The organism is Herminiimonas glaciei (assembly GCF_042664955.1).
Taxonomy (GTDB): Bacteria; Pseudomonadota; Gammaproteobacteria; order Burkholderiales; family Burkholderiaceae_D; genus Oxalicibacterium; species Oxalicibacterium glaciei.
In genome coordinates this window covers 587570-612182 of the sequence record NZ_JBHTBU010000002.1, presented here as the reverse complement: position 1 = coordinate 612182, position 24613 = coordinate 587570, and the positions used below count along the sequence as shown (strand labels likewise).

At 52.3% G+C, this 24613-nt stretch carries 26 protein-coding genes; 5 read left to right on the top strand and 21 right to left on the bottom strand.

The genetic code is table 11. The features are described from left to right. Positions 1–13: 13 nt before the first annotated feature. The gene (locus ACFQPC_RS13745; protein WP_382272450.1) at positions 14–625 is read right to left on the bottom strand and encodes a PilN domain-containing protein; all 612 of its coding nucleotides are present in this window, start codon (positions 623–625) and stop codon (positions 14–16) included. Further along, positions 622–1704 carry a pilus assembly protein PilM gene (locus ACFQPC_RS13740; RefSeq protein WP_382272449.1) on the bottom strand — a complete coding sequence of 361 codons (1083 nt, stop codon included), beginning with the start codon at positions 1702–1704 and terminating at the stop codon, positions 622–624. The genes ACFQPC_RS13745 and ACFQPC_RS13740 overlap by 4 nt, the downstream gene beginning before the upstream one ends. A gap of 334 nt (positions 1705–2038) precedes the next feature. On the opposite strand from ACFQPC_RS13740, the gene ACFQPC_RS13735 reads away from it, so the two are divergent. After that, positions 2039–4393, top strand: coding sequence for a penicillin-binding protein 1A (locus ACFQPC_RS13735; RefSeq protein WP_382272448.1), 2355 nt, complete (start codon positions 2039–2041; stop codon positions 4391–4393). A gap of 77 nt (positions 4394–4470) precedes the next feature. Here the strand turns inward: ACFQPC_RS13735 and cyaY are convergent, their stop codons facing one another. Then, entirely contained in the window at positions 4471–4809 is a 339-nt protein-coding gene (cyaY, locus tag ACFQPC_RS13730) for an iron donor protein CyaY (RefSeq protein WP_382272447.1), read from the bottom strand. Positions 4810–4837: 28 nt separating this feature from the next. Here cyaY and lptM point away from each other — a divergent pair, with 28 nt between their 5' ends. After that, positions 4838–5059, top strand: a complete 222-nt coding sequence (lptM, locus tag ACFQPC_RS13725; protein ID WP_382272446.1) for an LPS translocon maturation chaperone LptM — start codon at positions 4838–4840, stop codon at positions 5057–5059. A gap of 8 nt (positions 5060–5067) precedes the next feature. After that, positions 5068–6351 (top strand): diaminopimelate decarboxylase, encoded by a 1284-nt coding sequence (gene lysA, locus ACFQPC_RS13720; RefSeq protein ID WP_382272445.1) that lies wholly within the window; start codon positions 5068–5070, stop codon positions 6349–6351. Positions 6352–6394: 43 nt separating this feature from the next. On the opposite strand, the gene msrQ is transcribed toward lysA, so the two are convergent. The 5 genes from msrQ to ACFQPC_RS13695 all read right to left on the bottom strand — a co-directional run bounded on the left by msrQ (position 6395) and on the right by ACFQPC_RS13695 (position 12418). Continuing rightward, positions 6395–7036: a protein-methionine-sulfoxide reductase heme-binding subunit MsrQ gene (gene msrQ / locus ACFQPC_RS13715; RefSeq protein WP_382272444.1), complete on the bottom strand. Its 642-nt coding sequence runs from the start codon at positions 7034–7036 to the stop codon at positions 6395–6397. Between the two features lie 44 nt (positions 7037–7080). Further along, a complete protein-coding gene (gene msrP / locus ACFQPC_RS13710; protein WP_382272443.1) occupies positions 7081–8058 on the bottom strand; it encodes a protein-methionine-sulfoxide reductase catalytic subunit MsrP in 978 nt (325 codons plus the stop codon). Between the two features lie 145 nt (positions 8059–8203). Continuing rightward, positions 8204–9355, bottom strand: coding sequence for a c-type cytochrome biogenesis protein CcsB (gene ccsB, locus ACFQPC_RS13705; protein WP_382272442.1), 1152 nt, complete (start codon positions 9353–9355; stop codon positions 8204–8206). A 146-nt stretch (positions 9356–9501) separates the two neighbouring features. Beyond that, positions 9502–11625 carry a cytochrome c biogenesis protein ResB gene (locus ACFQPC_RS13700; protein WP_382272441.1) on the bottom strand — a complete coding sequence of 708 codons (2124 nt, stop codon included), beginning with the start codon at positions 11623–11625 and terminating at the stop codon, positions 9502–9504. A gap of 133 nt (positions 11626–11758) precedes the next feature. Further along, positions 11759–12418, bottom strand: a complete 660-nt coding sequence (locus ACFQPC_RS13695) for a c-type cytochrome (RefSeq protein ID WP_382272440.1) — start codon at positions 12416–12418, stop codon at positions 11759–11761. A 159-nt stretch (positions 12419–12577) separates the two neighbouring features. On the opposite strand from ACFQPC_RS13695, the gene yihA reads away from it, so the two are divergent. Next, positions 12578–13285 (top strand): ribosome biogenesis GTP-binding protein YihA/YsxC, encoded by a 708-nt coding sequence (yihA, locus tag ACFQPC_RS13690; protein ID WP_382272439.1) that lies wholly within the window; start codon positions 12578–12580, stop codon positions 13283–13285. A gap of 221 nt (positions 13286–13506) precedes the next feature. Continuing rightward, the gene (gene hemB / locus ACFQPC_RS13685) at positions 13507–14520 is read left to right on the top strand and encodes a porphobilinogen synthase (protein ID WP_012081221.1); all 1014 of its coding nucleotides are present in this window, start codon (positions 13507–13509) and stop codon (positions 14518–14520) included. Between the two features lie 357 nt (positions 14521–14877). On the opposite strand, the gene ACFQPC_RS13680 is transcribed toward hemB, so the two are convergent. The 13 genes from ACFQPC_RS13680 to secY all read right to left on the bottom strand — a co-directional run bounded on the left by ACFQPC_RS13680 (position 14878) and on the right by secY (position 24606). Then, positions 14878–15516, bottom strand: a complete 639-nt coding sequence (locus ACFQPC_RS13680; RefSeq protein WP_012081222.1) for a peroxiredoxin — start codon at positions 15514–15516, stop codon at positions 14878–14880. Between the two features lie 125 nt (positions 15517–15641). Further along, positions 15642–17444, bottom strand: coding sequence for a protein-disulfide reductase DsbD (dsbD, locus tag ACFQPC_RS13675; RefSeq protein WP_382272438.1), 1803 nt, complete (start codon positions 17442–17444; stop codon positions 15642–15644). After that, positions 17437–17778, bottom strand: a complete 342-nt coding sequence (gene cutA / locus ACFQPC_RS13670; RefSeq protein ID WP_382272946.1) for a divalent-cation tolerance protein CutA — start codon at positions 17776–17778, stop codon at positions 17437–17439. The genes dsbD and cutA overlap by 8 nt, the downstream gene beginning before the upstream one ends. A gap of 17 nt (positions 17779–17795) precedes the next feature. Beyond that, entirely contained in the window at positions 17796–18581 is a 786-nt protein-coding gene (locus ACFQPC_RS13665; protein ID WP_382272437.1) for an ABC transporter permease, read from the bottom strand. Beyond that, positions 18578–19510, bottom strand: a complete 933-nt coding sequence (locus tag ACFQPC_RS13660; protein WP_382272436.1) for an ATP-binding cassette domain-containing protein — start codon at positions 19508–19510, stop codon at positions 18578–18580. The genes ACFQPC_RS13665 and ACFQPC_RS13660 overlap by 4 nt, the downstream gene beginning before the upstream one ends. 116 nt (positions 19511–19626) lie before the next feature. Continuing rightward, a complete protein-coding gene (gene rplQ / locus ACFQPC_RS13655) occupies positions 19627–20022 on the bottom strand; it encodes a 50S ribosomal protein L17 (RefSeq protein ID WP_382272435.1) in 396 nt (131 codons plus the stop codon). Between the two features lie 135 nt (positions 20023–20157). Continuing rightward, on the bottom strand, positions 20158–21135 hold the full coding sequence (locus ACFQPC_RS13650; protein WP_012081228.1) for a DNA-directed RNA polymerase subunit alpha: 978 nt from the start codon (positions 21133–21135) through the stop codon (positions 20158–20160). A 93-nt stretch (positions 21136–21228) separates the two neighbouring features. Then, the gene (gene rpsD, locus ACFQPC_RS13645; RefSeq protein WP_012081229.1) at positions 21229–21852 is read right to left on the bottom strand and encodes a 30S ribosomal protein S4; all 624 of its coding nucleotides are present in this window, start codon (positions 21850–21852) and stop codon (positions 21229–21231) included. Positions 21853–22033: 181 nt separating this feature from the next. Continuing rightward, positions 22034–22438, bottom strand: coding sequence for a 30S ribosomal protein S11 (gene rpsK, locus ACFQPC_RS13640; protein ID WP_007875349.1), 405 nt, complete (start codon positions 22436–22438; stop codon positions 22034–22036). Between the two features lie 45 nt (positions 22439–22483). Beyond that, a complete protein-coding gene (gene rpsM / locus ACFQPC_RS13635; RefSeq protein ID WP_012081230.1) occupies positions 22484–22849 on the bottom strand; it encodes a 30S ribosomal protein S13 in 366 nt (121 codons plus the stop codon). Positions 22850–22877: 28 nt separating this feature from the next. Next, the gene (rpmJ, locus tag ACFQPC_RS13630) at positions 22878–22991 is read right to left on the bottom strand and encodes a 50S ribosomal protein L36 (RefSeq protein WP_012081231.1); all 114 of its coding nucleotides are present in this window, start codon (positions 22989–22991) and stop codon (positions 22878–22880) included. A 40-nt stretch (positions 22992–23031) separates the two neighbouring features. Next, complete coding sequence (infA, locus tag ACFQPC_RS13625; RefSeq protein ID WP_005663428.1) at positions 23032–23250, bottom strand: translation initiation factor IF-1; 219 nt, start codon at positions 23248–23250, stop codon at positions 23032–23034. Positions 23251–23274: 24 nt separating this feature from the next. After that, on the bottom strand, positions 23275–24606 hold the full coding sequence (gene secY, locus ACFQPC_RS13620) for a preprotein translocase subunit SecY (protein ID WP_012081232.1): 1332 nt from the start codon (positions 24604–24606) through the stop codon (positions 23275–23277). Positions 24607–24613: the final 7 nt, after the last annotated feature.

Here is a 24613-nt window from a genome sequence, read left to right as displayed (position 1 = left end):
TGCCTGTCTCATATCAAGGTTTCCGCGCAGCTGCGACTGGCGCAGCTGTAGCGGCGGGATCCTGGTCACGTGGACGCTTGATGCCGGCATTGATGGTGAATTCGAATACTTTCTTCGCGTCCTTGCCCGCACCGATACCAGTGGAGCGGATTTCAATCAAATCCGGACGCTCCAGCCATGGCGATTGATTGCCAAGATTGCGCAACAGCTCGGAGACCCGCTCGTTTGATTGCGCATAACCATTCAACAGCACGCGCTGTCCATCCTGCCTGAAGGACTTCAGGTAAACGCCTTCCGGCACTTGTTGCGCCAGTTCATCCATCAAGTAAACAGGTTGATTACGATCACTCTGCAAATCTTCAACCGCTTGCTGGCGCGCCTTCAAGGCTTCGATTTCCTGTTTCAGGTTCGCGACTTCCTTGATTTCGCCATCGAGACGCGTGTTTTCCGCCTTGATGAAACTATTACGTTGCTGTTGATCGGAAAGCTGATTGGAGAAATAAGCACCGACTGCGATCACAATCAGCGCCCCAAAAATCCCGCTCAACAACAGCAGTGCAACAAAATCCTTTTGCCGCTGCTTCCGTCTTGCTTCACGGTGTGGCAATAAGTTGATACGGATCATCGGTCAAACCTCCGCATCGCCAAACCGCATGCAACCAGATAAGCCGGTGCTTCGATGCGCAACTGCTTTTCCCGTACATTCGGGCTCAACTGCATACCCTTGAATGGACTAACCACTGACGTTGATAACTTGGTGCGGTTGGCAACGGTATCCACCATGCCGGGGATAATCGCGCAGCCACCTGCCAGAAATAGCTGGTCGACGCGGGTATAAGGAGTGGAAGTAAAGAAAAATTGAATTGCACGCGTTACTTCTTGCGCGGCGGTTTCCAGGAAAGGCTCGAGGATTTCAGCTTGATAACCATCCGGCAAATCATTGTTGCGCTTTTTGACTTCAGCTTCTTCATACGACAAGCCGTAAGTACGTACGATCTCTTGCGTCAGTTGATGGCCGCCGAATGGTTGTTCACGCTCGTAAATCAATTGACCATCCAGCAACATCGATACGTGCATGACTTGCGAACCGATCTGGAACAAACCCATGATCTGGCCCTGTCCGCGGTTCGGCATTTGCGCTGTCAGGCGATCGATCGCAGCACGCGCCGCATATGACTCGATATCCATGATGGTAGGTTTCAAGCCAGCCGCTTCGGCGACAGCTACGCGGTCTTCGACTTTCTCTTTGCGCGTTGCAGCCAGCATGACTTCTACGTCGTCCGGCGAATTCTCGACCAGGCCGATCACGTCAAAGTCGAGCCGGACTTCATCCAGTGCAAATGGAATGTATTGGCTGGCCTCGGTCTCAACCTGCAATTCCAGCCCCTCTTCCGACAAGCCACTGGGAAGAATTATCTTTTTAGTAATAACTGATGCGGGCGGCATGCCCATAGCGGCAAACTTGGCGCGCGTACCGCTCTTTTTCCAAACGCGCAGCACGGCATCCGATACCTGATCGATATTTTCGATATTTCCGTCCACTACCGCTCCCCGCGGCAATGGTTCTGAGGCGAAACACTCCAGACGGAGTTCGTTTTTCCCAACCTCAGACAATTCAACGAGTTTCACCCCGGAACTACTAATATCCAAACCAATCAACGGCGGATTCTTTTTGCCGAATAAGGAGCCAAAATCTAAAGCCAAGGGCAGTTCTCCCTAGAAACGTAATTTAGTATGTGAACGCCACGCCGTTTAGCTTGTCAAAAACTCGACCGGAATGAAAAAGTAATGATTTTTCGATAAAAATCGTTTAAAAACTTATATTTAGAGCACATTGGTAAAACGTTACATTAAATCGTAGCAACAAGCCTTCAAAAGTGTAAAGCACTTTCCACAAAGTAATTTGCAAATCCGTTGCCAAAAATCCACGCGCAAAAACCGATGTTGCAATTAGTACTGTTTATTAGTAACAATCGCGTCCCTTAGCGGCAGCCAGCTATAATGGCCCGAATATCGACCCCTCACTTTTCCTCCCTGCATGGCTTCCAAACAATCATCGTCCGGCAGTACCGAACCAAAATCAGCTAAAAAACGCGCACCTAATCTGGCATTGCGAATCACACTCGGGGTGATCGGCCTGATTACCGGTTTGGGCGTGATAGGCGCATTGATTCTGGTGTTTGCCCTGACCATGGCCTATCCGAACCTGCCGGCACTGGATTCGCTGACTGACTACCGCCCCAAAATCCCATTACGCATTTTTTCTGCAGATAACGTCCTGATCGGCGAATTTGGCGAAGAAAGACGGAATTTGGTACACATCAGGGAAATTCCGGACATCATGAAGAAAGCCGTGTTGGCGATCGAAGATGATCGCTTCTTTGAACATGGTGGCGTCGACTATGTCGGGATCGTGCGCGCGGCGGTACACAACCTGAGTGGTGGTGCACGTCAAGGCGCATCCACCATTACCCAGCAAGTAGCGCGCAATTTCTTCCTGTCGAGCGAACAAACACTCAAGCGCAAGATTTACGAAGTACTGCTGGCGTGGAAAATCGAAAAAAACCTGAGCAAGGATCAAATCCTTGAGGTCTACATGAACCAGATTTATCTTGGTCAACGCGCCTACGGTTTTTCATCAGCAGCCCAAATCTATTACGGCAAAAAATTACAGCAAATCACCATCGCTGAAGCAGCAATGCTGGCCGGCCTGCCGAAAGCGCCTTCCGCCTACAATCCGGTCGTCAATCCGAAACGCGCCAAAGCACGTCAGCAATACATTTTGCAGCGCATGTACCAGCTCGGCTACATCAGTGAGCCGGAATACATGCAAGCCAAGGATGAAGAGCTCAAGATCAAGACAAATAGCAGCGAGTTCGGCGTACATGCTGAATACGTAGCCGAAATGACACGCCAACTGGTGTATGAACAATTCAAGGAAGAAACCTACACGCGCGGCCTGAACGTCTTCACCACCATTACCAAAGCTGATCAGGATGCCGCCTACCTAGCAGTGCGCCGCGGTGTCATGGATTACGAAAAGCGCCACGGCTATCGCGGCCCGGAAAGCTATATCGAAATCCCGAACAATAAGGAAGAAGCCGAAGCTGCGATTGAAGTGGAACTGGCTAACCACCCGGACAGTGACGACCTGGTCGCAGCCGTTGTGCTGGAAGCGACACCAAAATTGGTCCGCGCAGTCCTGGTGTCCGGTGAGGAAATCCAGATTGAAGGCGCCGGCCTGACCTTTGCCGCCAATCTATTGAGTGAAAAAGCCGCGCCTAACAAGCGCGTCAAACGCGGCGCTGTCATCCGTGTGATGCAGGAGGGCAAGGCCTGGAGCATCATCCAGATGCCTGAAGTACAGTCTGCCTTTGTCGCCGCCAATACGAATGACGGGGCGATACGCGCACTGGTCGGCGGCTTTGACTTCAACCGCAATAAATTCAACCACGTCACGCAGGCATGGCGCCAGCCCGGCTCCTCATTCAAGCCTTTCATCTATTCGGCTTCGCTGGAAAAAGGCCTGTCGCCAGCCACCATCATCAATGACGCGCCTATCAGTTTCGATGCCGGCCAGACCGGCGGCCAGCCATGGGAACCAAAGAACTACGACGGCAAGTACGATGGCCCGATGACGATGCGCAAGGGCCTGGCCAAATCGAAGAATATGATTTCGATCCGTATCCTGCATAAAATCGGTGCCAAGTACGGCCAGGAATACATTACGCGCTTTGGCTTCGATGCCGACAAGAACCCGCCTTACCTGACGCTGGCATTGGGTGCGGGCGCAGTGACGCCGCTGCAAATGGCCGCGGCCTACTCGGTATTCGCCAATGGCGGCTACAAAATCAGCCCGTATATGATTTCCCGGATTACCGACGCCAATGGCAAGCTGCTGTCGGAAGTCAAACCGGACATGGCGGGCGACGAAGCAAACCGTGCAATCGACCCGCGTAATGCCTTCCTGATGGATAGCATGCTCAAGGGCGTAGTGACGTCAGGCACCGCGATCAAGGCAATGGCATTGAAGCGCACCGATCTCGCAGGTAAAACCGGCACCACCAACGACTCATTTGATGCCTGGTTTGCGGGTTACCAGCCGAATATTGTCGGTATCGCCTGGATCGGCTTCGACCAACCGAAAAATCTCGGCAATCGCGAAACCGGTGGTGGCCTGGCGCTGCCGATCTGGATCAATTACATGCAAAAGGCACTCAAGGACGTGCCTATGGTCGAGCGCACCGTACCGGAAGGCATCATTACGGTGAATGGCGAATACTATTATGCCGAGAGCCCGCCTGGCCTGGGCGTACGCAACCTGGACGCGGGCGATGCAAACAGCCCGTCGAATGCACCGACCAAGGATGAAGTGAAAAACGAATTGTTTTAATTTTGACAAGCAAACAATAAAAAGCGGGAACTCCGATGAGGACCTCCCGCTTTTTTATTGCATCAATCCGTAGCTGATCAGCCCGCGTCTTGCAGAACGACCGGAATCCCGCCTTGCTTGCTCACCATTTCCGACAAAGCCGCAAATAACTCGGCACCATCGCGCGTATTGATCCATTGCGTGCCAGTCGCCTTGAAATGGAAGCCGCCGGATTTGGCCGCCACCCACAGCTCTTGCATGGGAGCCTGGCTATTGACGATGATTTTTGAGCCGTTATCGATAAATTCGATCTCCAGCACATTGCCGCTACGGGTGCATTCGACATCCAGATCACTGGTATCGGCCAAATCTTCCAGGCTGGCCTCAATTTGATCCAAAGTTGCTTCCGCTTGCTTCAGGAATTCTGATTCGGTCATGCTACACTCCAACACGTTTCGTTAAACAGTGATTCTAATCGTGAAGTCCCAATCTGGTTTATCGCGCTTCGTCGCGTTGCTCTCTACTCTTGCCGGCATAGCCTGCATCAGCCTGCTCGCCGGTTGCGGCCAAAAAGGTCCGCTTTATATGCCGGGAAGCAAGCCAGTCGCAGGGCAATCCAAAAAATCAACACCGACCATTCCTCCGCCAACTCCTGCTCCAGCAGTTCCGTCATCCGATACCAAGTAAAACCCATCATGTCGCATTTTTCTTACCAAGACGGTGTGCTCTGCGCGGAGAATACACCGCTGGCGCAAATTGCCCAACAATTCGGCTCGCCAACCTACATCTATTCCAAAGCTGCGCTGGTTGAGAACTTCTCGGCGTATGCCGACGCCTGCAAACAACATGGCCGCAACGATGAAACGGCGCTGGTTTGCTATTCCGTCAAATCAAACTCCAATCTGGCGGTGCTGAACCTGCTGGGCAAACTGGGCTCGGGTTTCGATATCGTATCCGGTGGCGAATTATTACGCGTATTGGCAGCCGGTGGCTCACCACGCAAAGTTATTTTTTCCGGCGTCGGCAAATCACGCGAAGAAATGCAGCTCGCCTTGTCGCACGACATCCTGTGCTTCAACGTTGAATCGATTCCTGAATTACATAGATTGAATGCCGTTGCCACAGAAATGGGCAAAAAGGCTGCGGTCTCGCTGCGCGTCAATCCGAATGTCGACGCCAAGACCCATCCTTATATCTCGACCGGATTGAAAGACAATAAATTCGGCATCGCTTACGAAGACACGCTGACGACTTATCGCGTAGCGGCAGCCCTGCCCAATATCGAGGTAGTCGGCATCGATTGCCATATCGGTTCGCAATTACTGGATGACGCGCCGCTGCTGGAAGCAGTCGACAAGTTGATAGAACTGATAGACACGCTGGATGCTGAAGGCATCCATCTGCATCACCTGGATATCGGCGGCGGCATCGGCATCAACTACGACAATGATCAACCGGTTGCCGTCGGTGATTATCTGGCCCGCCTGTTTGCCAAGATAGACGCATGGCGCAAACAAAAACACGGCGGTGCGCCTATCAAGGTTTTGTTTGAACCAGGTCGCTCCATCGTCGGCAACGCCGGCATCCTGCTGACCGAAGTTCAGTACATTAAACACGGCGAAACCAAAAACTTCGCCATCGTCGACGCGGCAATGAATGACCTGATGCGTCCAGCCATGTATGAAGCCTGGCACGGCGTACTGCCGGTACAGCAACGCGATAGCGCAGTAGCAACCTACGATGTAGTCGGTCCGGTATGCGAATCCGGCGACTGGCTGGCGCGCTCACGTGAGCTGGCAATAGAAGAAGGTGATTTGCTGGCCATCATGTCGGCGGGTGCGTATGGCATGACCATGTCATCCAACTACAACACACGCGGCAGGGCGGCAGAAGTCATGGTGGATGGTGACAAGGTGCACCTGATACGCAAGCGCGAAGCTGCCAGTGATTTGTTTGCACTGGAATCGCTGCTGCCTTGATAGGCTGAAAACAAACGGGATGCACACTGCATCCCGTTTGTTTTTAAGTTACACGCCCCGCCACCATTGGTGCCTGCGCACGCTTTTGCCACCACCAGTACACCCGCAGCAACAGCAGCACAGCCACGACAGAACCGAAGATAATCGGCTGTTCGAAATCGTGCTTGCCCGCTTTCATCCACCAGTAATGCAATATCCCCAATAGTGCGATCGCATAAATCAGGCGATGCAGCCATTGCCAGCGCTTGCCACCCAATCGTTTTACCATGCCGTTTGTGCTCGTCACCGCTAGCGGTATCAGCAAGACAAAAGCGGTGAAGCCCACGGTGATGAACGGGCGCTTGAGTACATCTGCCCACATCTCGCTGACATCAAAGAAATGATCGAACCAGAAAAAGGTCATGAAATGCAGGCTGGCGTAAAAGAAGGCAAACAGACCCAGCATGCGCCGCAGCTTGAGTAACCAGTTCCACTTGCTGAAGCGACGTAGCGGCGTCACCGCCAGCGTCATGCACAGGAAGTACAAGGTCCAGTCACCGGTGTTACGCGTAATGAACTCAATAGGATTGGCACCCAGCTGTTCCGTCACCGTGAACACGGCGAGACGGATGAAAGGCAGCAAAGCCAGCAGGAACAACACGCATTTCAATAGCGTGAGTTGGCGCGGAGAGGGGTTGATGTTCATTATGCTTAGTTCGTCGCCCACGACTAAAGGTTACAGCGCCTACGTCAAAAGAATTTCTTCAAATCCATGCCGGTGTACAAGGACGCAACCTGGCTATAACCGTTGAACATCAGGGTCGGGCGTTTCTTCGTAAACAAGCCGTCTTCGCCTATCCTGCGCTCACTGGCTTGCGACCAGCGCGGATGATCGACCTGCGGATTTACATTCGAATAGAAACCGTATTCCCGTGGCGCAGCCAGATTCCACGCAGTACGCGGCTGGTCCTTGACAAAGCGGATCTTGACGATGGACTTGGCTGACTTAAAGCCATACTTCCACGGGGTCACGATACGCACAGGCGCGCCATTCTGGTTCGGCAATACTTCGCCATACATGCCCAGCGTCAACAGCGTCAGCGGATGGTTCGCCTCATCTATACGCAGTCCTTCTACATAGGGCCAGTCCAGCACGGCGCGATTCAGGCCATGCATAGCTTCCTTATCGGCAACCGTCACGAATTCGACGTACTTGGCATTGGAATTCGGCTCAACTTTTTTAATCAGTTCCGACAATGAATAACCTATCCATGGAATCACCATAGACCAGCCTTCGACACAACGCAGGCGATAAACACGTTCTTCCAGCGGCGCCAGTTTCAGCAAGCTGTCGATGTCCAATGTCATCGGCTTCTTGATTTCACCCTCTATAGACACGGTCCATGGCCGCGTCTTCAAAGCCGATGCATAGCGGGCCGGGCTTTCCTTGTCGGTGCCGAACTCGTAATAATTATTGTAGGTCGTCGCATCTTTATATGACGTTTGCTTGTCGAGCACGACATAGGCTGGATTTTGCTGCGCCGCCAGCTTTTGCGCGGCGGACGCGGCGAAGGCGTCGCGCGTGGCCATCTCCAGCAAAGCGCCACCGGCGATAGAACCGACCGCAAGTTTGCGGATAAAGTCACGCCGCGACTCAAAAACCTGGCGCGGCGTGATTTCAGATGCAAACGGGAGTTCTATCCCGTTCGAATTACGTTTGATTAACATGGCAACTCCGTATGAGGATTGTGCTCATTAGTCTCTTCAGACCCGCCAACCTTACAGGAGTTTCAAAATAGAAAGGGGAAACCGAAAATTCAGTTTCCCCTCTTCATGCCACTTTGGAACTGTGTATTTATTCCAAAGTTAAATCTTACAGTTCGCCGTAGGAATGCAAACCGGACAGGAACATATTCACACCCAGGAAAGCAAATGTTGTCACCAGCAAACCGATGACCGCCCACCAGGCCGCGACCTTGCCGCGCAAACCCTTCATCAGGCGCATATGCAGCCACGAAGCATAGTTTAGCCAGACGATCAGCGCCCAGGTTTCCTTCGGATCCCACGACCAGTAACCACCCCATGCTTCGGCCGCCCACAAGGCACCGAGGATAGTCGCAATGGTAAAGAAAGCGAAACCGACGGCAATCGCCTTGTACATGACATCGTCCAGCACTTCCAGCGCAGGCAGGCGATCAACCAGCATGCCATGTGATTTCAGCAGGTAAGCAATCGCCACCATCGCCGCCAACGCAAAGGTCCCGTAACCGATAAAGTTGGCCGGCACATGTATCTTCATCCACCAGCTTTGCAGGGCTGGAACCAAAGGCTGGATTTCTGCCGCATCACGGGTGACGGTGTACCAGAGCAGGAACCCGACCGCCGCCGATATCACCAGCAAGACGAATGGCCCCAATTGACGCGTCGCATACACTTGTTCGTAATACAAATAAAACAAGGCTGTGATCATGCAGAACAGGATGAATACTTCATACAGGTTGGAAACCGGGATATGCCCGACGTCCGCACCTATCAGGTAAGACTCATACCAGCGTACCAGCATGCCGGTAAAGCCCATCACCACCGCCGCCCAGCATAATTTACTGCCAAGCGAAGCACCGGTCGCCGACCGTGTAATCAGGCCGCCCCAATAAAACACGGTGGACAAGAGGAACAGCGTACTCATCCACAAGATTGCAGACTGGCTGGACAATAAATATTTAAGGAAAAATTTCTGGTCAGCCATTGCCAGCGCGCCGCCGTACATGGCAATCGCAGAAAGGGACAAGACCGCCAGCAAAGCCATCAACCAACGCACCGATTTCCAGTGCCAGCCGAGCCATGCGAAAGTCGGCGCCGCCAATACGAGGATCACTTCCTCGTAAATATCCATGTGATGGCCAAAGCGATTCAGCGCAAACAAGGAGGCCGCCAGCAAGGCCGCGCCATACAACCAATCCAGCGCAGTGAGGCGTTTGAAAAAACCGGGCGGCTGCGTATAAATCTGCTCTTGTACTGCGTCCATTGCTATCTCCGTAATGTTTACTACCGGCTGACCAGCAAGCCAGGCTCAGTGTAAATTCTTTATATGCATCCAGAACTCATCTCACAAATATACGTGATATGCGTTCTTATATAAAAGCGAAACCACAAACACCATCCAGATCCTGCTTATTTCTGTGACGGCCCTGCTTGCAGCAACTGCTGTTTAAATACTTCAAATTCTTTTTCAAAGTCCAGTGTCTTGCGTTGCGAACTCATGGCCATGATCGCATGCGCACCGCCATCGTCTTCCGACTTGATCCAGATCCAGACCCTGCGTTCGCGTATATAAAACATCGAGAACACACCTAGCACCAGTAACAGGCAGCCGAAGTAAACGATGTTTTTCCCTGGTGAGCGTGTGACTTGCAAGACCGAAGCCTTGACTTCATCAAAGCCCTGCAATTGCAGGTAAACCGGCGCACCATAGAAGAAAGCATCGGAAATGGCATTCGTCGCCAGTTGCAGGAAACGACCATGCTTTTCATCCAGCTCGACCGGCTTCAAACCTTCTTTCTCGCGTGCAATTTGCCACAGGTCCCACATGCTGCCGTTCATGATCTTCATGAAAATATCGGCAGCCTTTTCCTGGTCCTGCGCCGGAATGCGTTCCAGGAACTTCGACACGGCAATATAACCCGCATCCTGTCCGTCACCGGCAAAAATTGTCAAACCCTTCAGGGCCGAGGCCTGCAATTGCGCGCGCAGGGCGCTGACGCCATCGCGTGCTTCCGGCAATGCACGTTGTGCATAACGCTGCGCAGCAAGTTCACGCAACTGCGGATTGAGGATGGCGGCACGCAAACGCATCCACTCATCTACCGTATCGTTGTCATCGGCCGGAATCCGCAAGAAGCGGAACTGGTCTGCCGGCGATTCACGCATGCCGGCGAGGAACACGTACGCACCATCGACCAGTACCGGTTGCATATAGTTGTGATATTCACGCGCCTGGCCGTTGCGATCACGCAATTTGTATTGCACGCTGGGGCCGACGTTTTTCAAGTCTTTATTATTGGCGCTCTTTGCCGCAGAGCCCAGGTGCTTGTCAAAACTTGAAGACAAACCCTGGTTCGGATTCACCGCCCGCACATCCTGTCCGTTCTTCGCCATATTCTCGACGTTGAAGGCTCGGAAGCCGGACCACTCGACCGTGTAATCAGCATTTTTCCCGGACGCAGCCAGCGGTGTGGTGTTACCTACTTCGCCCTGCAAGGAGAAGGCCGCATGCGCTGCACCCTGCATCGGGTAGCCGGTAACTTTCAGCTTGCTGCCACCATCTTCAAACGACGATTGATACACCGCGACGCCACGATAAATCAAAGGTTCGTTCACCTTGATCGTGGCCGGAAAGACTTTGCCGTTTTCGTGATCCGTCACCACTACTTCACTGGCAAACAACTTCGGCATGCCGGTCGAATAGTAATCAATGATGAAACGCTTGAGCTGGATCGTGAACGGCAAATCCTGGATCAGCACACCTTCCTGCTGCGAAATGATGGCGGTACTACTGCTGCTTCCTTCCGGGATCAGGGTATTGCCACGAAAAGTCGGATTACCCAAACCCAATCGGTGCTGTTCCGGAATCTGCGCAATGACGCCGTTGCCTACGAATGGTGTTTTATTAAAGAGCAGCTTTTGTATGCGTATAGGCAAGTCGGAATCGAGCAAGCCACCGAGGCAGATAATCACAATCGATGCATGCGCAAAGATGTAGCCCCATTTATTCGCCGCACCTTGCTTGGCCGCAATCAGGGTCGCATTTTCTTTTTCGACGACCTTGGTCTTATACCCATTTGCAGTTACCCGTGCCAAGGTCTGTGCCGTCAGGGCCGCACGCGAAATATCGACGCGCCATTCCGCCTTGTGATGGAAGTTGCGCAACGATTGCTCGCGCACATTCTCGCGCCAGCTGCGCATGTCTTTCAGCATCTTGGGAGCGTTGCGCAACAGGCACAGCGAAGTGGAAACAACCAGGAAGCCCATGATCACCAGGAACCACCAGGTGGAATACACCGCGTACAGGTTCAGCTTACTAAAGACTTCGAACCAGAAAGGACCGAACTGATTGACGTAATTCGTCATCGGTTCATTTTGTTTGAGGACGGTACCGATAATCGATGCAATCGAAATCAGTGTCAGCAAACTGATTGCAAAACGCATCGAGGACAGCAATTCAACACTATCTGCCAACCAACGGCGGCTGGTTTTCAGTTCCCAACCACCCGTGCTTGTTTCTGTTTCACTTGTCATTACTTCATCCTCAATCTACTGCAGTCGGCCAGATGCACAGCAGTAAATTAGCTGTTTGGCACGATGTCTCCGTATAAAGCAAAAAGGGGTAGCCTGAGCCACCCCTTTTTTTATTTTTTGGCGCTTATTTTTATTATTTCAAGCCAGCGACGTAATCCGATACTGCCTGAATTTCTTCATCCGACATCCGTTTGGCAACAGTTGTCATCGGCTCGCTATTTTTACGCGTGCCGTTACGGAAGTTGATCAGTTGCGCCGCCGTATAAGTCTGGTGTTGACCGGCCAGGCGTGGGTACTGTGCCGGCAAGCCTGCACCGTTGGCGCTATGGCAGGCAGCACAAGCCGGGACATTCTTCTCGGCGATACCGCCACGGTAAATTTTCTTGCCCAATTCAACCGTGTCTTTGTTTTTCGCCGCGCCCGGGGTTGGCTTTTGCTTGGCCAGGTAGGCGATGACATTCTGGATATCTTCTTCCGTCATGCCCTTGGCTATCGGCGCCATGATCGCGTTATTACGCGCCGGACCTTTGAAATCGACTAATTGTTTGTGGATATAAGCACCATGCTGCCCGGTCAGTTTCGGGTTTTCGGCGATGCTGGAATTGCCGGCAGCGCCGTGACAGGCGATACAGGCTGTGACATTACGGGTTGCGTCGCCTGTGTTGTAGAGCGCTTCTCCTTTGGCTGGATCGGCTTTGGCTACTTTTTTATCTTCAGAAGCATTAGCGGTAGAGGCAATTGCCAATAGCGCAACGAACAAGGATTTTACGATTGGTATACAAATACGATTCATTCAAACACCCTGGAGACTTATTAAAATTCTGCCCTATTGGCGACTTTATACTGCCACTTAAGATGCTAGTTCGCTTCTGCGGCGCAACAATGCGTAACCACTCATTGTACAATAGCTTTCCGGCATTTTTGCCACCCCTTAAGCATTTTCTCCCATCCTATGTCCCTACTTTGGCAAGCCCGCTTCTTCACCACGGTCAATCATCTCCGTGACTTGCCAAAAACGCAAGTTCCCGAGATTGCATTCGCCGGCCGCTCTAACGCTGGTAAATCAACCGCGATCAATATCCTGTGCAACCAGAAAAAACTGGCTTTTGCGTCCAAAACCCCGGGCCGCACACAGCATATCAATTATTTTTCCATCGGTGGCGCGCATGTCGGCCAGCATCGCAAAGACGAAACCAAGGTCGATGAAATCCGCGCCCTGCTGGTTGATTTGCCCGGCTACGGCTATGCCGAAGTGTCCGGCTCGGCCAAACTGCACTGGCAGGAACTGCTCGGTGATTATGTGCAACGCCGCGAACAGCTGGCTGCCCTGGTCCTGATCGTTGACTCACGCCGTCCATTTACCGAACTCGATATCCAGATGCTGGAATGGTTTGCCCCGACCGGCAAACCTATCCATTGCCTGTTAACAAAATCCGACAAGCTCAATCGCAACGATGCCGCCAATGCGCTGCGTACCGCGCGTACCATCCTGGGAAGTTATGTCGATGAAAACGGCCAGCCGTTTCCGTTTACCGCGCAAATGTTCTCGGCGCTTAAACGCAGCGGCCTGGACGAAGCCAATGACAAGATAATAGAGTTGCTCGGTTTGAATGAAGAGCCACAGGAAGAATCGAACGGTCCTGCCGCAAACGATGTCTGAAGATAAAGGCACCGGGCAAAAAAAGGCCCTGGAGAAAGGGGAGTATCTCCAGGGCAATAACGCCATATCGCGCTTGTGCGACCTGGCCCCGCTCAGGGAGGAGAAGCGGGAGATGCAAAGCACCTGCTACTAGGAGCGACAGACGGCGAAAAAGTTTCAATTATTTTTCTCCATTTCGTTTTTTAGTAATCTTGATAACCCTCATTTCGTCGAAGACCGCCATGTCCAAACTTTTACAAAATGCCCAATTCCCCGCCCTGCGTATGCGCCGCATGCGCAAGGACGCGTTCTCGCGCGCGATGATGCGCGAACATGTGGTGACAGCTGCTGACTTGATTTATCCGGTCTTCATCACCGAAGGCGAGAACCAGCGGGAGAAAGTATCATCGATGCCGGGCGTTGAGCGCCTGTCGGTCGATCTGCTGTTGAGCGTGGCGGAGGAATGCGTCGAGTTGAATATTCCGGTCATGGCCTTGTTCCCGGTGATCCAGGCTTCGTTGAAAACACCGGATGGTATTGAAGCCTGCAATCCGAACGGCCTGGTTCCACGCGCGGTACGCGAATTGAAAAAGCGCTTCCCGGAGCTGGGCATATTGACGGACGTTGCACTCGACCCTTATACCAGCCACGGCCAGGATGGCGTACTGGATGCACATGGTTACGTTCTCAACGACGAAACTTGCGCCATCCTTACCAAGCAGGCGCTGGCGCAAGCCGAAGCCGGTGTCGATATCGTTGCCCCGTCCGACATGATGGATGGTCGTATAGGTGCGATACGTTCAGCACTGGAATCGCACCATCATATTTACACGCGCATCATGGCTTACTCCGCCAAATACGCTTCGGCCTTTTACGGCCCGTTCCGCGACGCGGTCGGCTCGTCCGCCACACTGGGCAAGAGCAATAAATCGACCTACCAGATGGACCCGGCCAATAGCGATGAAGCATTGCGCGAAGTTGCGCTGGATCTGGCAGAAGGTGCTGACATGGTCATGGTCAAACCGGGCATGCCTTATCTGGACATCGTGCGTCGTGTCAAAGACGAATTCAAGGTCCCGACCTTTGCCTACCAGGTCAGCGGTGAGTACGCGATGATCAAGGCGGCCGCGCAACAAGGCTGGCTGGATCATGACAAAACCATGATGGAAGCCATGATCGCCTTCAAACGTGCCGGCGCTGATGGCGTACTGACTTACTTCGCACGCGATATCGCACGTCGCTTGAAGCTAGGTTAAAACCGGCAAGACCACAATACATGAGTGACTCCTTATTCCTATTTTTATTCCCACTAATAGGAGTAATCACTGTCCTGGCCATATTGTGGGCGCCCAGCGTATGGATTCTGTATAAGCGAAGTAAGCTACCGACAAAGAAAATACTCCCGCTGGTGCTTGTCTCCGAGCTTATCGCTGCCGCGGCACTAATTTGGATTGCTGACTTTGTTGGCCTACGAAATCCTGCCGCTTATGTAATCAGCATCGTCCTTGTTACAGCAATCGTTGGTGCCATCATCACCCGACACTTGGCCGGAAAACATTTGCACCATTAAAAAAAGCATCCAGATGGATGCTTTTTTATTTACCGCATTCAGATTATTTATTCGGCTGTGGCGTCAGGCGCAGATAAGGACGCTCAGCTTTGAAGCCCTTAGGATACTTTTGCTTGATGACAGCTTCATCCTGCACGGTCAGCGGAATAATGACGTCGTCACCATCGCGCCAGTTGCCTGGTGTCGCAACCGTATAACCATCAGTCAGTTGCAGGGCATCAATCACGCGCAAGACTTCATCGAAGTTACGACCGGTGCTCATAGGATAAGTAATCGTCAAACGGATTTTCTTTTGCGGATCGATCACGAACAACGAGCGCACGGTTGCCGTCGCCGATTGGTTTGGATGAATCATGTCATACAAGGTGGAAACCGATTTGTCCGCATCTGCAACGATAGGAAATCCAACCACGGTTTTTTGTGTCGCTTCGATATCCTTGATCCACTCCACATGCTTTTCTGCCGGATCGACGGATAAGGCAATCGCTTTCACATTGCGTTTGTCGAATTCAGGTTTCAGCTTGGCAGTCAGGCCCAGCTCAGTGGTGCAGACCGGCGTAAAGTCAGCTGGATGCGAAAATAAAACAACCCAGGAATCGCCTGCCCATTCGTGAAATTTTATTTTTCCGATTGACGAATCTTGCGTGAAATCGGGGGCAGTATCGCCTAAACGTAAAGTCATTGCTTTCTCCTTAACACTGTAATCATCAAAGTCTGACTATAGCCCGGCCAGACAACTTTCCCAACGACAAATAACAACTATACAAATAACGGGGAGCTATGATCATAGCGCAAGCAGCGCCACACTTAAAACTGCTTGATCAAGGCCAGCGATTGCGTGAACTTGTCGGCGTTCTGGAAACCAATGACGCGTCCACCCTGAATCTCCTGCCCCGCCTTGTCAAAGAAAATAATGCCCGGTGGCCCGAATAAATTGAAACGCCGCAACATGGCTTTGTCTTCCGCATCATTCGCCGTCACATCGACCTGCAACAAGACCATTTCAGCGAAGTGGGCGCGTACACGCTTATCCGTGAAAGTCAGCTTCTCCATCTCGATGCAGGAGACACACCAGTCCGCATAAAAATCCAGCATCACATGCTTGCCTTTAGCCAGGATCAAGGCAGCATCCAGATCCGCCACCGTCTTGACGCGCTTGAAGCTTACTTTTTCCTGCCGCTCACCCTGCAAATGTTCCAGCGGTGCCAATGCATCACGGCCACCGGTTGCGACACCGACCAATTGCAGCATCCCAAGCACGACACAAATCAAGCCGACCGCTTTCGAGAACCAGCCGCCTTTTGCGCCCCACAATAAGTAAGCGCCATAGCCAACCAGCAATGCAGTCCAGCCCAGCATTTGCGCCACGGCAGGAATCACTGGCGACACCATCCACAAGGCGACGGCCAGCATCAGCACGCCGAAGAAGCGCTTGACCGCATCCATCCACATCCCGGCACGCGGCAACAAGGCACCGGCCGATAAACCAACCAGCAACAGCGGCACGCTCATGCCTATCGCCATCGCAAACAAGGCGCTGCCACCTATCATCACATCGCGGGTCTGGCTGATATAGACCAAAGCACCGGCCAAAGGCGCCGCCACGCATGGACCGACGATCAGCGCCGACAAGGCACCCATGATAAATACGCCTATCAGCTTGCCGGCAGACTGCTTCTCGGAAGCTTGCGTCAAACGCGTTTGTATCGCAGCCGGCATTTGTAATTGATAGACATCGAACATCGACAAGGCCAGCACCGCCATCAGGATCGCGAAGGTACCCAATACCCAGGGATTCTGCAGCGCCGCCGCCAAGCCTTCACCGATCAGGCCGGCTGCCGTGCCAAGCAGGGTATAGACGATCGCCATCCCCAGCGAATACACCAGCGCCAATACAAAACCGCGGCTGCGTTTAACTTGCGTACCCTCACCCACGATGATGCTGGAAAGGATAGGTACCATGGGCAAGACACAAGGAGTAAATGCCAGCCCCAGGCCAAGCAGGAAAAACAGCGGCAGGATGGCCAGTAGCTTGCCGCTTTTCAGCGAACGTTCTATCTGGCCCATTTCAGATTCAGGCAAGGTATTCCCTGCCTGCGCAGCTGATGCCGACGATGCAAGTACTTCTACATTGCCACTGGCAACCGAGAAACGTGCCTCGGAATCCATAGGCGAATAACATAAACCTTTATCCGAACAACCCTGGCTGGTCGCGATCAGCGTGAATGGTGCAGAAGCTTCGACCGGTATGCGTATCGTCACGCTCTTGCGATACGTCTCTACATCTTTCTGGAAAGTTTCATCAAATTTGATTTTGCCATCAGGGATTTGCGGCTCGCCCAGGCTTGCCCCCGTTGCCCGGAATGCAAAGCGTTCGCGATACATGTAATAGCCATCCGCAATCGCATAGGTGACGGCGATGGTGTGCGCATCATCCATACGCGCAGAAAACTGAAAGGCGACTTCAGGTGCGAGGAATTCTTCATCGGCATGTGCAGCCGGCGCCAGCAAGCCGAGCATAAGGACACAGCCCAGCGCGAGCATGAACTGGTTGAACAGCGCTGCAACGCGATGTATGCCCAAGGGCATACACACCTGATTCTTAAACATTTCTATCCTTGTTGGTTTCCTGCCTGACCCAGTCCAGATAAGCCGGCAAACCTTGGCTAAGGGGAAGGGCAATAATTTCGGGTACTTCATACGGATGCATGGATCTGATCGCTGCTTCCAGCTCAGCATACAACGCTTGCGTGGTTTTGATCTGCAACGCTACTTCAGTCCCCTCTTCCAGCGCACCTTGCCAACGATACATCGAATGCACTGCAGGCAGGATATTCACGCATGCCGCCAAACGCTGTTCGAGCAAATGCCGCGCTAGCTTCTTGGCAAGTTCCAGATCCGGTACATTGCTGAAAACGAGCAATACTTGCGCTGGTATCGACATCACTACACGTCCTTCGTTCAATTCAACAGACGCTTGCGCGTCAATACGGTCGCCGCGTAAAAGGCGACAACACAATATGCCAGCAGTATCGCGATATCCAGCCAGGGTGTAGGCGGCCAGTGTCCCAATAATAATGGACGCACCAGGTTCACCGCAGCACCCAAAGGCAGGACGCCGGCTATACCCTGTAGCCATCCTGGCAACTGCGCCACCGGATAATACACACCTGACAGGAAAACCATAGGGGTGAGCACCAGCGTGAAATAGTAGGTAAAGAAATCATAACCTTTAGCCAAGGCATTCATCACCAGGCCCAGCGATGCAAACATCATCCCGATCAGGAACAGCAAAGGCAGTACCAGCAGGGTATGCCAGTGCAAACCTATGCCCAGCGCAAAGATCACGCACAAGATCGCCACACCGGAAATCAGCGCCTTGGTCGCCGCCCATAACATCTCTGCCACCACCACATCATCCAAAGCCAGCGGCGCGTTCAGTAAAGCTTCCCAGGTCTTTTGCACATGCATGCGCGAAAAGGCCGAGTACAGCGCTTCAAATGAAGCCGCCATCATGATGGACATACAGATAGAAGCAGAAGCCAGGTACTGGATATAGGGAATACCATCGACATGCGTCAGCAAACTGCCCAAACCATAACCGAAAGCAAGCAGGGTAATCAAGGGATCGGCAATATTGCCGAGTACGCTGGCACCGGCCAGTTTTTTCCAGACCAGGAAGTTCCTGCGCCAGATTGGAAAGGCGCGCGCAGAAAATACCGGCAATGCATATAGGGTCGATTTCAATCCCGCATCTCCCTTCCGGTTAGCTTGAGGAATACATCTTCCAGATTCGCCGGGCGATGCACGTACCGGACATTCGATGTGTGCGCCAAACCATGCAGCAAGGGCTGCGCATCGTCGGTATAGCAGAATATGGTTTCACCGCTGACTTCATAGCGCGTTGCCTGCGCCCGCCCCTGCTGCGCGCCCCAGGCCGCGGCACCGTCACCATAGACTTCCAGCACCTGGCTTTCTATATGTTGCGCAATCAGTTCACGCGGCGAGCCTTCGGCGATCAGCCTGCCGTAATCCATCACGGCCAGGCGGTCACACAGGCGCTCCGCTTCGTCCATGAAGTGGGTGGTCAGGAATATGGTTTTGCCGCGCGCCAGCAAAGCCTTGAGGCGCTCCCAGATCATGTGGCGTGCCTGTGGATCCAGCCCGGTGGTCGGCTCATCCATAAAGATCAGGTCTGGATCATTGACCAATGCACGCGCCAGGGTCAGACGCCGGCGCATACCGCCGGACAGTTCACCGATCTGCGCATCCTTTTTATTCGTCAGGTTGGCGAACTCCAGTAAGAAGGGAATACGCGCCTGTATGGTTTTGTCGGGAATGCCGAAGTAACGGCCAAAGACCAGCAGGTTTTCTTCTACCGTAAAGTCGGGATCAAGGTTGTCACCCTGTGGCACGACACCGACCCGTGCGCGTGCTTCCCGCGCATGCGCCGGGATCGCGTGATCAACCAGGGTAATGCTGCCGCTATCCGGTGCAGTCAGGCCCAGGCACAAGCGCAAGGTTGTTGTCTTGCCGGCACCGTTGGGACCGAGCAAACCATAGCACTCGCCGCGCCGCAGGGCGAAAGACAGGCCGTCTATCACTTTGGTACCCGAACCGTTGCGACCAAAGGATTTATGCAGATCGGCAACGGCGAGGATGGCTGGGTCTGGCATAGGCAAGTAACGTTAAGTTAATTATGCCCATCTTGCCACAAGCGCGCATGCAGGATGCCGCCCGGAAAAGCAAAAAGCCAGGCTAGGCCTGGCTTTTTTTTTTGCTAACAAGCAGCTTATTCGCCGGTGTTGTCTTCTACTGCTTCGGTGGTGTCTGGACGATCAACCAGTTCAACGAATGCCATAGGTGCATTGTCGCCAACGCGGAAACCCATTTTCAGGATACGCAGGTAGCCGCCATTGCGGTTTGCGTAACGTGGGCCCAATTCAGCGAACAGTTTGACAACCATTTCGCGATCACGCAGACGGTTGAATGCGAGGCGTTTGTTTGCCAGGCTGTCGGTTTTGCCCAAAGTCAGGATCGGTTCGATCACGCGACGCAGTTCTTTTGCTTTTGGCAAGGTTGTTTTGATTGCTTCGTGACGCAGCAGCGAAACAGTCATGTTGCGCAACATCGCGAGACGGTGCGAAGAGGTACGATTTAATTTACGGAGGCCGTGACGGTGACGCATGGTAATACCTTTCTAGTTGAGTTTAAATCCAGTTCTTCTATCGCCACTTTGCAGGGACGCGGACCGGTATCTATATTTTTACGACGGTGGATTCTACTACAAAAGGGATAGGGTTGCCCCTATCCCCATTACTAATTACTTCTCCAAACCGGCTGGTGGCCAGTTTTCGAGTTTCATGCCCAAAGTCAAACCGCGGGATGCCAGTACTTCCTTGATTTCATTCAGGGACTTACGGCCGAGGTTAGGCGTTTTCAACAGTTCATTTTCGCTACGTTGGATCAGGTCACCAATGTAGTAAATATTTTCTGCTTTGAGGCAGTTAGCCGAACGTACTGTCAGTTCCAGATCATCAACTGGACGCAACAGGATAGGATCAACTGCAGGCGCACGCGATGGAGCATCTGCCGGTGCTTCTGTACCTTCCAGCGCAGCGAATACATTCAGTTGATCAACCAGGACGCGTGCCGATTGACGGATCGCTTCTTCTGGCGAGATCACACCGTTGGTTTCGATGTTGATAACCAGTTTGTCCAGATCGGTACGTTGTTCAACGCGAGCCGACTCAACAGCGTAGGAAACACGACGTACAGGCGAGAACGAAGCGTCCAGAATGATACGACCGATGGTCTTGTTGGTATCTTCGGACAGGCGACGTACGTTACCCGGTACATAACCACGGCCTTTTTCGACTTTGATCTGCATGTCGAGTTTGCCGCCGGCGGTCAGGTGAGCGATCACGTGATCCGGATTAACCAGTTCTACGTCGTGTGGCAATTCGATATCCGATGCCAACACTGCGCCTTCGCCGTCTTTCTTCAGGGTCAGGGTGACGTCGTCACGGTTGTGCAATTTGAACACAACGCCCTTCAGGTTCAACAACAGATCAACAACGTCTTCCTGCACGCCGTCGAGTGAAGAATATTCGTGCACAACACCGGCGATCGTCACTTCTGTCGGCGCGTAGCCAACCATCGACGACAACAGTACGCGACGCAGCGCGTTACCCAGTGTGTGGCCGTAGCCGCGTTCAAACGGCTCCATCACGACTTTGGCGTGACCGGCACCGAGTACTTCAACTTCAATAATACGTGGCTTCAACAAACTGTTTTGCATGAAATGTCCTTTTCAATACCCTCGGCTCATTACACCGATAAGGCTGATGGCATTACGAGAAAAGCCCACCAGAAGGTGGGCCGGGATTCTTTATTAACGGGAATACAATTCGACGATCAGCGATTCGTTGACGTCGTTAGCGATTTCGCTGCGATCTGGAGCTGCCTTGTAGGTGCCTTCCATTTTCTTCGCATCAACCGAAACCCAAGAAGGCATACCCGATTGTTCAGCCAGCGACAGGGCTTCAACGATACGCACTTGTTTTTTCGATTTTTCACGAACAGCGATCACGTCGCCTGGTTTAACCTGGTACGAAGCGATGTTGACAACGATACCGTTGACGGTGAACGCTTTGTGCGAAACCAATTGACGGCCTTCAGCACGTGTCGAACCGAAACCCATACGATATACAACGTTGTCCAGACGCGCTTCCAGCAACTTCAACAGTGTTTCACCGGTGTTGCCTTTACGACGATCGGCTTCTGCAAAGTAGCGGCGGAATTGACGTTCCAGGATGCCGTACATGCGTTTAACTTTTTGCTTCTCACGCAATTGATTGCCGTAGTCGGAGGTACGAGCACCGGAAGTGCGACCGTGTTGACCAGGTTTCGAATCAAGTTTGCATTTCGAGTCCAGCGAACGACGTGCGCTTTTCAGGAAAAGGTCGGTACCTTCACGACGTGAGAGTTTTGCTTTAGGTCCAATATAACGTGCCACGAGAATTTCCTTTAAATATATGACGCTCCGAATGAATTTTTTGTTTATTAAAATTCATCACAAATTCATTGAGCGCTAGTCTGTGCGGCGTGCAACAGACGGTGGGCTTAAGAACAAAACCCGCCAAGGTCTTTGGCGGGCGAATTACGGTACAACAAACTACCGTTGATACAACAAATGCTTAGATACGACGACGCTTAGGTGGGCGGCAACCGTTATGTGGCACTGGAGTAACGTCTTGGATCTGGGTAATTTTGATACCCAGGTTGTTCAACGCACGCACTGCCGATTCACGGCCTGGGCCTGGGCCCTTGATGCGAACTTCCAGATTCTTGATGCCGCATTCGATCGCGACTTTACCTGCTGCTTCAGCTGCAACCTGCGCTGCAAACGGGGTCGATTTACGCGAACCCTTGAAGCCGGCACCGCCAGACGTTGCCCATGACAGCGCATTGCCTTGACGATCGGTGATCGTGATGATGGTGTTGTTGAAAGACGCGTGTACGTGCGCGATGCCTTCAGCAACGTTCTTTTTAACTTTCTTACGCACACGTGCTGCTGCGGCGTTATTAGGTGCTTTTGCCATTATTCTTTCCTTGAATCCGACGTCTAATCGAACTGCTTACTTGAATTATTTCTTCAGCGATTGTGCTGCTTTACGCGGACCCTTGCGAGTACGTGCATTCGTACGGGTACGTTGACCACGGCAAGGCAAACCTTTGCGATGACGCATACCACGATAGCAACCCAAGTCCATCAGGCGCTTGATGTTCATCGAGAGTTCACGGCGCAGATCGCCTTCAACGATGAATTTTGCAATCTCATCGCGCAGCTTCTCGAGCTCGTTGTCGTCCAGATCTTTGACCTTTTTAGTGGTCGGAACACCGGCTGTGTCGCAAATTTTTTGCGAACGTGGGCGGCCAATACCATAAATAGCTGTCAAGCCGATTACGGTATGTTGATGGTTGGGTACGTTTACCCCTGCGATACGTGCCATTCGTTATTCCTCAATCAATAACGTTAAATTAACCTTGGCGCTGCTTATGACGCGGTTCGATGCAAATTACTCGAACGACGCCCTTGCGCTTGATGATCTTACAGTTGCGGCAGATCCGCTTAACTGATGCGAGCACTTTCATTTTTGCCCTCTTTCTTACAGTTCTTGATTCGTTTTTAAAGTTACTTAGTACGGAACACGATACGTGCCCTACTTAAATCATAAGGTGTCAACTCTACCGTCACCTTGTCGCCAGGCAGAATGCGTATATAGTTCATGCGCATTTTTCCTGAAATATGACCAAGCACTACGTGCCCATTTTCCAACTTAACTCGAAATGTTGCGTTTGGGAGATTTTCTAGAATCTCCCCCTGCATTTGGATTACGTCGTCTTTTGCCATTCGTTTGCCCGTTTTCCTTCGCGCTTAGCGCGTTGGAATCCCGCCCTTGAAATTCGCTTTGCGGAGCAACGATTCATATTGCTGCGACATCACGTAGTTTTGCACCTGTGCCATGAAGTCCATCGTTACCACCACAATAATCAGAAGTGATGTTCCACCGAAATAGAACGGTACCTTCCAGCGCGCAATCAAGAACTCAGGTAGCAAACACACCAGCGTAATGTAGACCGCGCCAGCTAATGTCAACCGAGTCAGAATCTTGTCAATATACCGAGCGGTTTGATCACCAGGACGAATACCCGGAACAAACGCACCACTCTTCTTCAAATTATCGGCTGTCTCTTTGCTGTTGAATACCAAAGCGGTATAGAAGAAGCAGAAGAAAACAATCGCAGCAGCATACAGCAAAGCGTGAATCGGTTCACCTGGTGCCATCGAGGCGGCCAGATCTTTCAGGAAACCGACGAACTTGCTTGTCGTTTCCCCCGATGTGAACCAACTCGTAATCGTCGCCGGGAACAAAATGATCGACGAGGCGAAAATTGGAGGAATCACACCAGCCATGTTCAGCTTCAGCGGCAAATGACTGCTTTGACCACCGTAAATCTTGTTACCCACTTGACGCTTGGCATAGTTCACCAAGATCTTGCGTTGGCCGCGTTCAATGAACACCACCAGATACGTTACTGCAGCAACCACTACACAGATCAGAATCGCCGACAGTGCATTCATCGAACCGGTGCGAACCAGCTCAAACAAACCTGCAACTGCGCTAGGCAAACCTGCTGCGATACCTGCAAAGATGATGATCGAGATACCGTTACCCAAGCCACGCTCGGTAATCTGTTCGCCCAACCACATCAAAAACATTGTGCCGGTAACCAGCGTGATTACTGTCGTGAGGCGGAATGCCATGCCCGGATCAATGACCAGGCCAATCTGCGATTCCAGCGCCACTGCGATACCCAAGCCCTGGAAGGTCGCCAATAACAACGTGCCGTAGCGCGTGTACTGGGTGATCTTACGACGGCCGGATTCGCCTTCTTTCTTTAGCGCTTCCAACTGCGGAGACACTACCGACATTAATTGCATGATGATCGATGCAGAAATGTACGGCATGATACCGAGCGCGAAAATCGTAAAGCGGGACAATGCGCCACCCGAGAACATGTTGAACATGCCCAAGATACCGCCCTGATTTTGCTTAAACAACTGCGCTAACTGTTCCGGATCAATTCCTGGTACAGGAATGTGTGCACCGATACGAAATACTACCAATGCACCGAGCAAGAACCAGAGGCGACCCCATGGAAATCCACTTGTCGCACCCTTAGCAAGCTGAGGAGTAGTCGCCAATGTTTAC

Coding starts and splice junctions, on each gene's coding strand:
- ACFQPC_RS13745 (WP_382272450.1), bottom strand. CDS start 625: ATGATCCGTATCAACTTATTGCCACACCGTGAAGCAAGACGGAAGCAG.
- ACFQPC_RS13735 (WP_382272448.1), top strand. CDS start 2,039: ATGGCTTCCAAACAATCATCGTCCGGCAGTACCGAACCAAAATCAGCT.
- cyaY (WP_382272447.1), bottom strand. CDS start 4,809: ATGACCGAATCAGAATTCCTGAAGCAAGCGGAAGCAACTTTGGATCAA.
- lysA (WP_382272445.1), top strand. CDS start 5,068: ATGTCGCATTTTTCTTACCAAGACGGTGTGCTCTGCGCGGAGAATACA.
- msrQ (WP_382272444.1), bottom strand. CDS start 7,036: ATGAACATCAACCCCTCTCCGCGCCAACTCACGCTATTGAAATGCGTG.
- msrP (WP_382272443.1), bottom strand. CDS start 8,058: ATGTTAATCAAACGTAATTCGAACGGGATAGAACTCCCGTTTGCATCT.
- ccsB (WP_382272442.1), bottom strand. CDS start 9,355: ATGGACGCAGTACAAGAGCAGATTTATACGCAGCCGCCCGGTTTTTTC.
- ACFQPC_RS13700 (WP_382272441.1), bottom strand. CDS start 11,625: ATGACAAGTGAAACAGAAACAAGCACGGGTGGTTGGGAACTGAAAACC.
- ACFQPC_RS13695 (WP_382272440.1), bottom strand. CDS start 12,418: ATGAATCGTATTTGTATACCAATCGTAAAATCCTTGTTCGTTGCGCTA.
- yihA (WP_382272439.1), top strand. CDS start 12,578: ATGTCCCTACTTTGGCAAGCCCGCTTCTTCACCACGGTCAATCATCTC.
- hemB (WP_012081221.1), top strand. CDS start 13,507: ATGTCCAAACTTTTACAAAATGCCCAATTCCCCGCCCTGCGTATGCGC.
- ACFQPC_RS13680 (WP_012081222.1), bottom strand. CDS start 15,516: ATGACTTTACGTTTAGGCGATACTGCCCCCGATTTCACGCAAGATTCG.
- dsbD (WP_382272438.1), bottom strand. CDS start 17,444: ATGTTTAAGAATCAGGTGTGTATGCCCTTGGGCATACATCGCGTTGCA.
- cutA (WP_382272946.1), bottom strand. CDS start 17,778: ATGTCGATACCAGCGCAAGTATTGCTCGTTTTCAGCAATGTACCGGAT.
- ACFQPC_RS13660 (WP_382272436.1), bottom strand. CDS start 19,510: ATGCCAGACCCAGCCATCCTCGCCGTTGCCGATCTGCATAAATCCTTT.
- rplQ (WP_382272435.1), bottom strand. CDS start 20,022: ATGCGTCACCGTCACGGCCTCCGTAAATTAAATCGTACCTCTTCGCAC.
- ACFQPC_RS13650 (WP_012081228.1), bottom strand. CDS start 21,135: ATGCAAAACAGTTTGTTGAAGCCACGTATTATTGAAGTTGAAGTACTC.
- rpsK (WP_007875349.1), bottom strand. CDS start 22,438: ATGGCAAAAGCACCTAATAACGCCGCAGCAGCACGTGTGCGTAAGAAA.
- rpsM (WP_012081230.1), bottom strand. CDS start 22,849: ATGGCACGTATCGCAGGGGTAAACGTACCCAACCATCAACATACCGTA.
- rpmJ (WP_012081231.1), bottom strand. CDS start 22,991: ATGAAAGTGCTCGCATCAGTTAAGCGGATCTGCCGCAACTGTAAGATC.
- infA (WP_005663428.1), bottom strand. CDS start 23,250: ATGGCAAAAGACGACGTAATCCAAATGCAGGGGGAGATTCTAGAAAAT.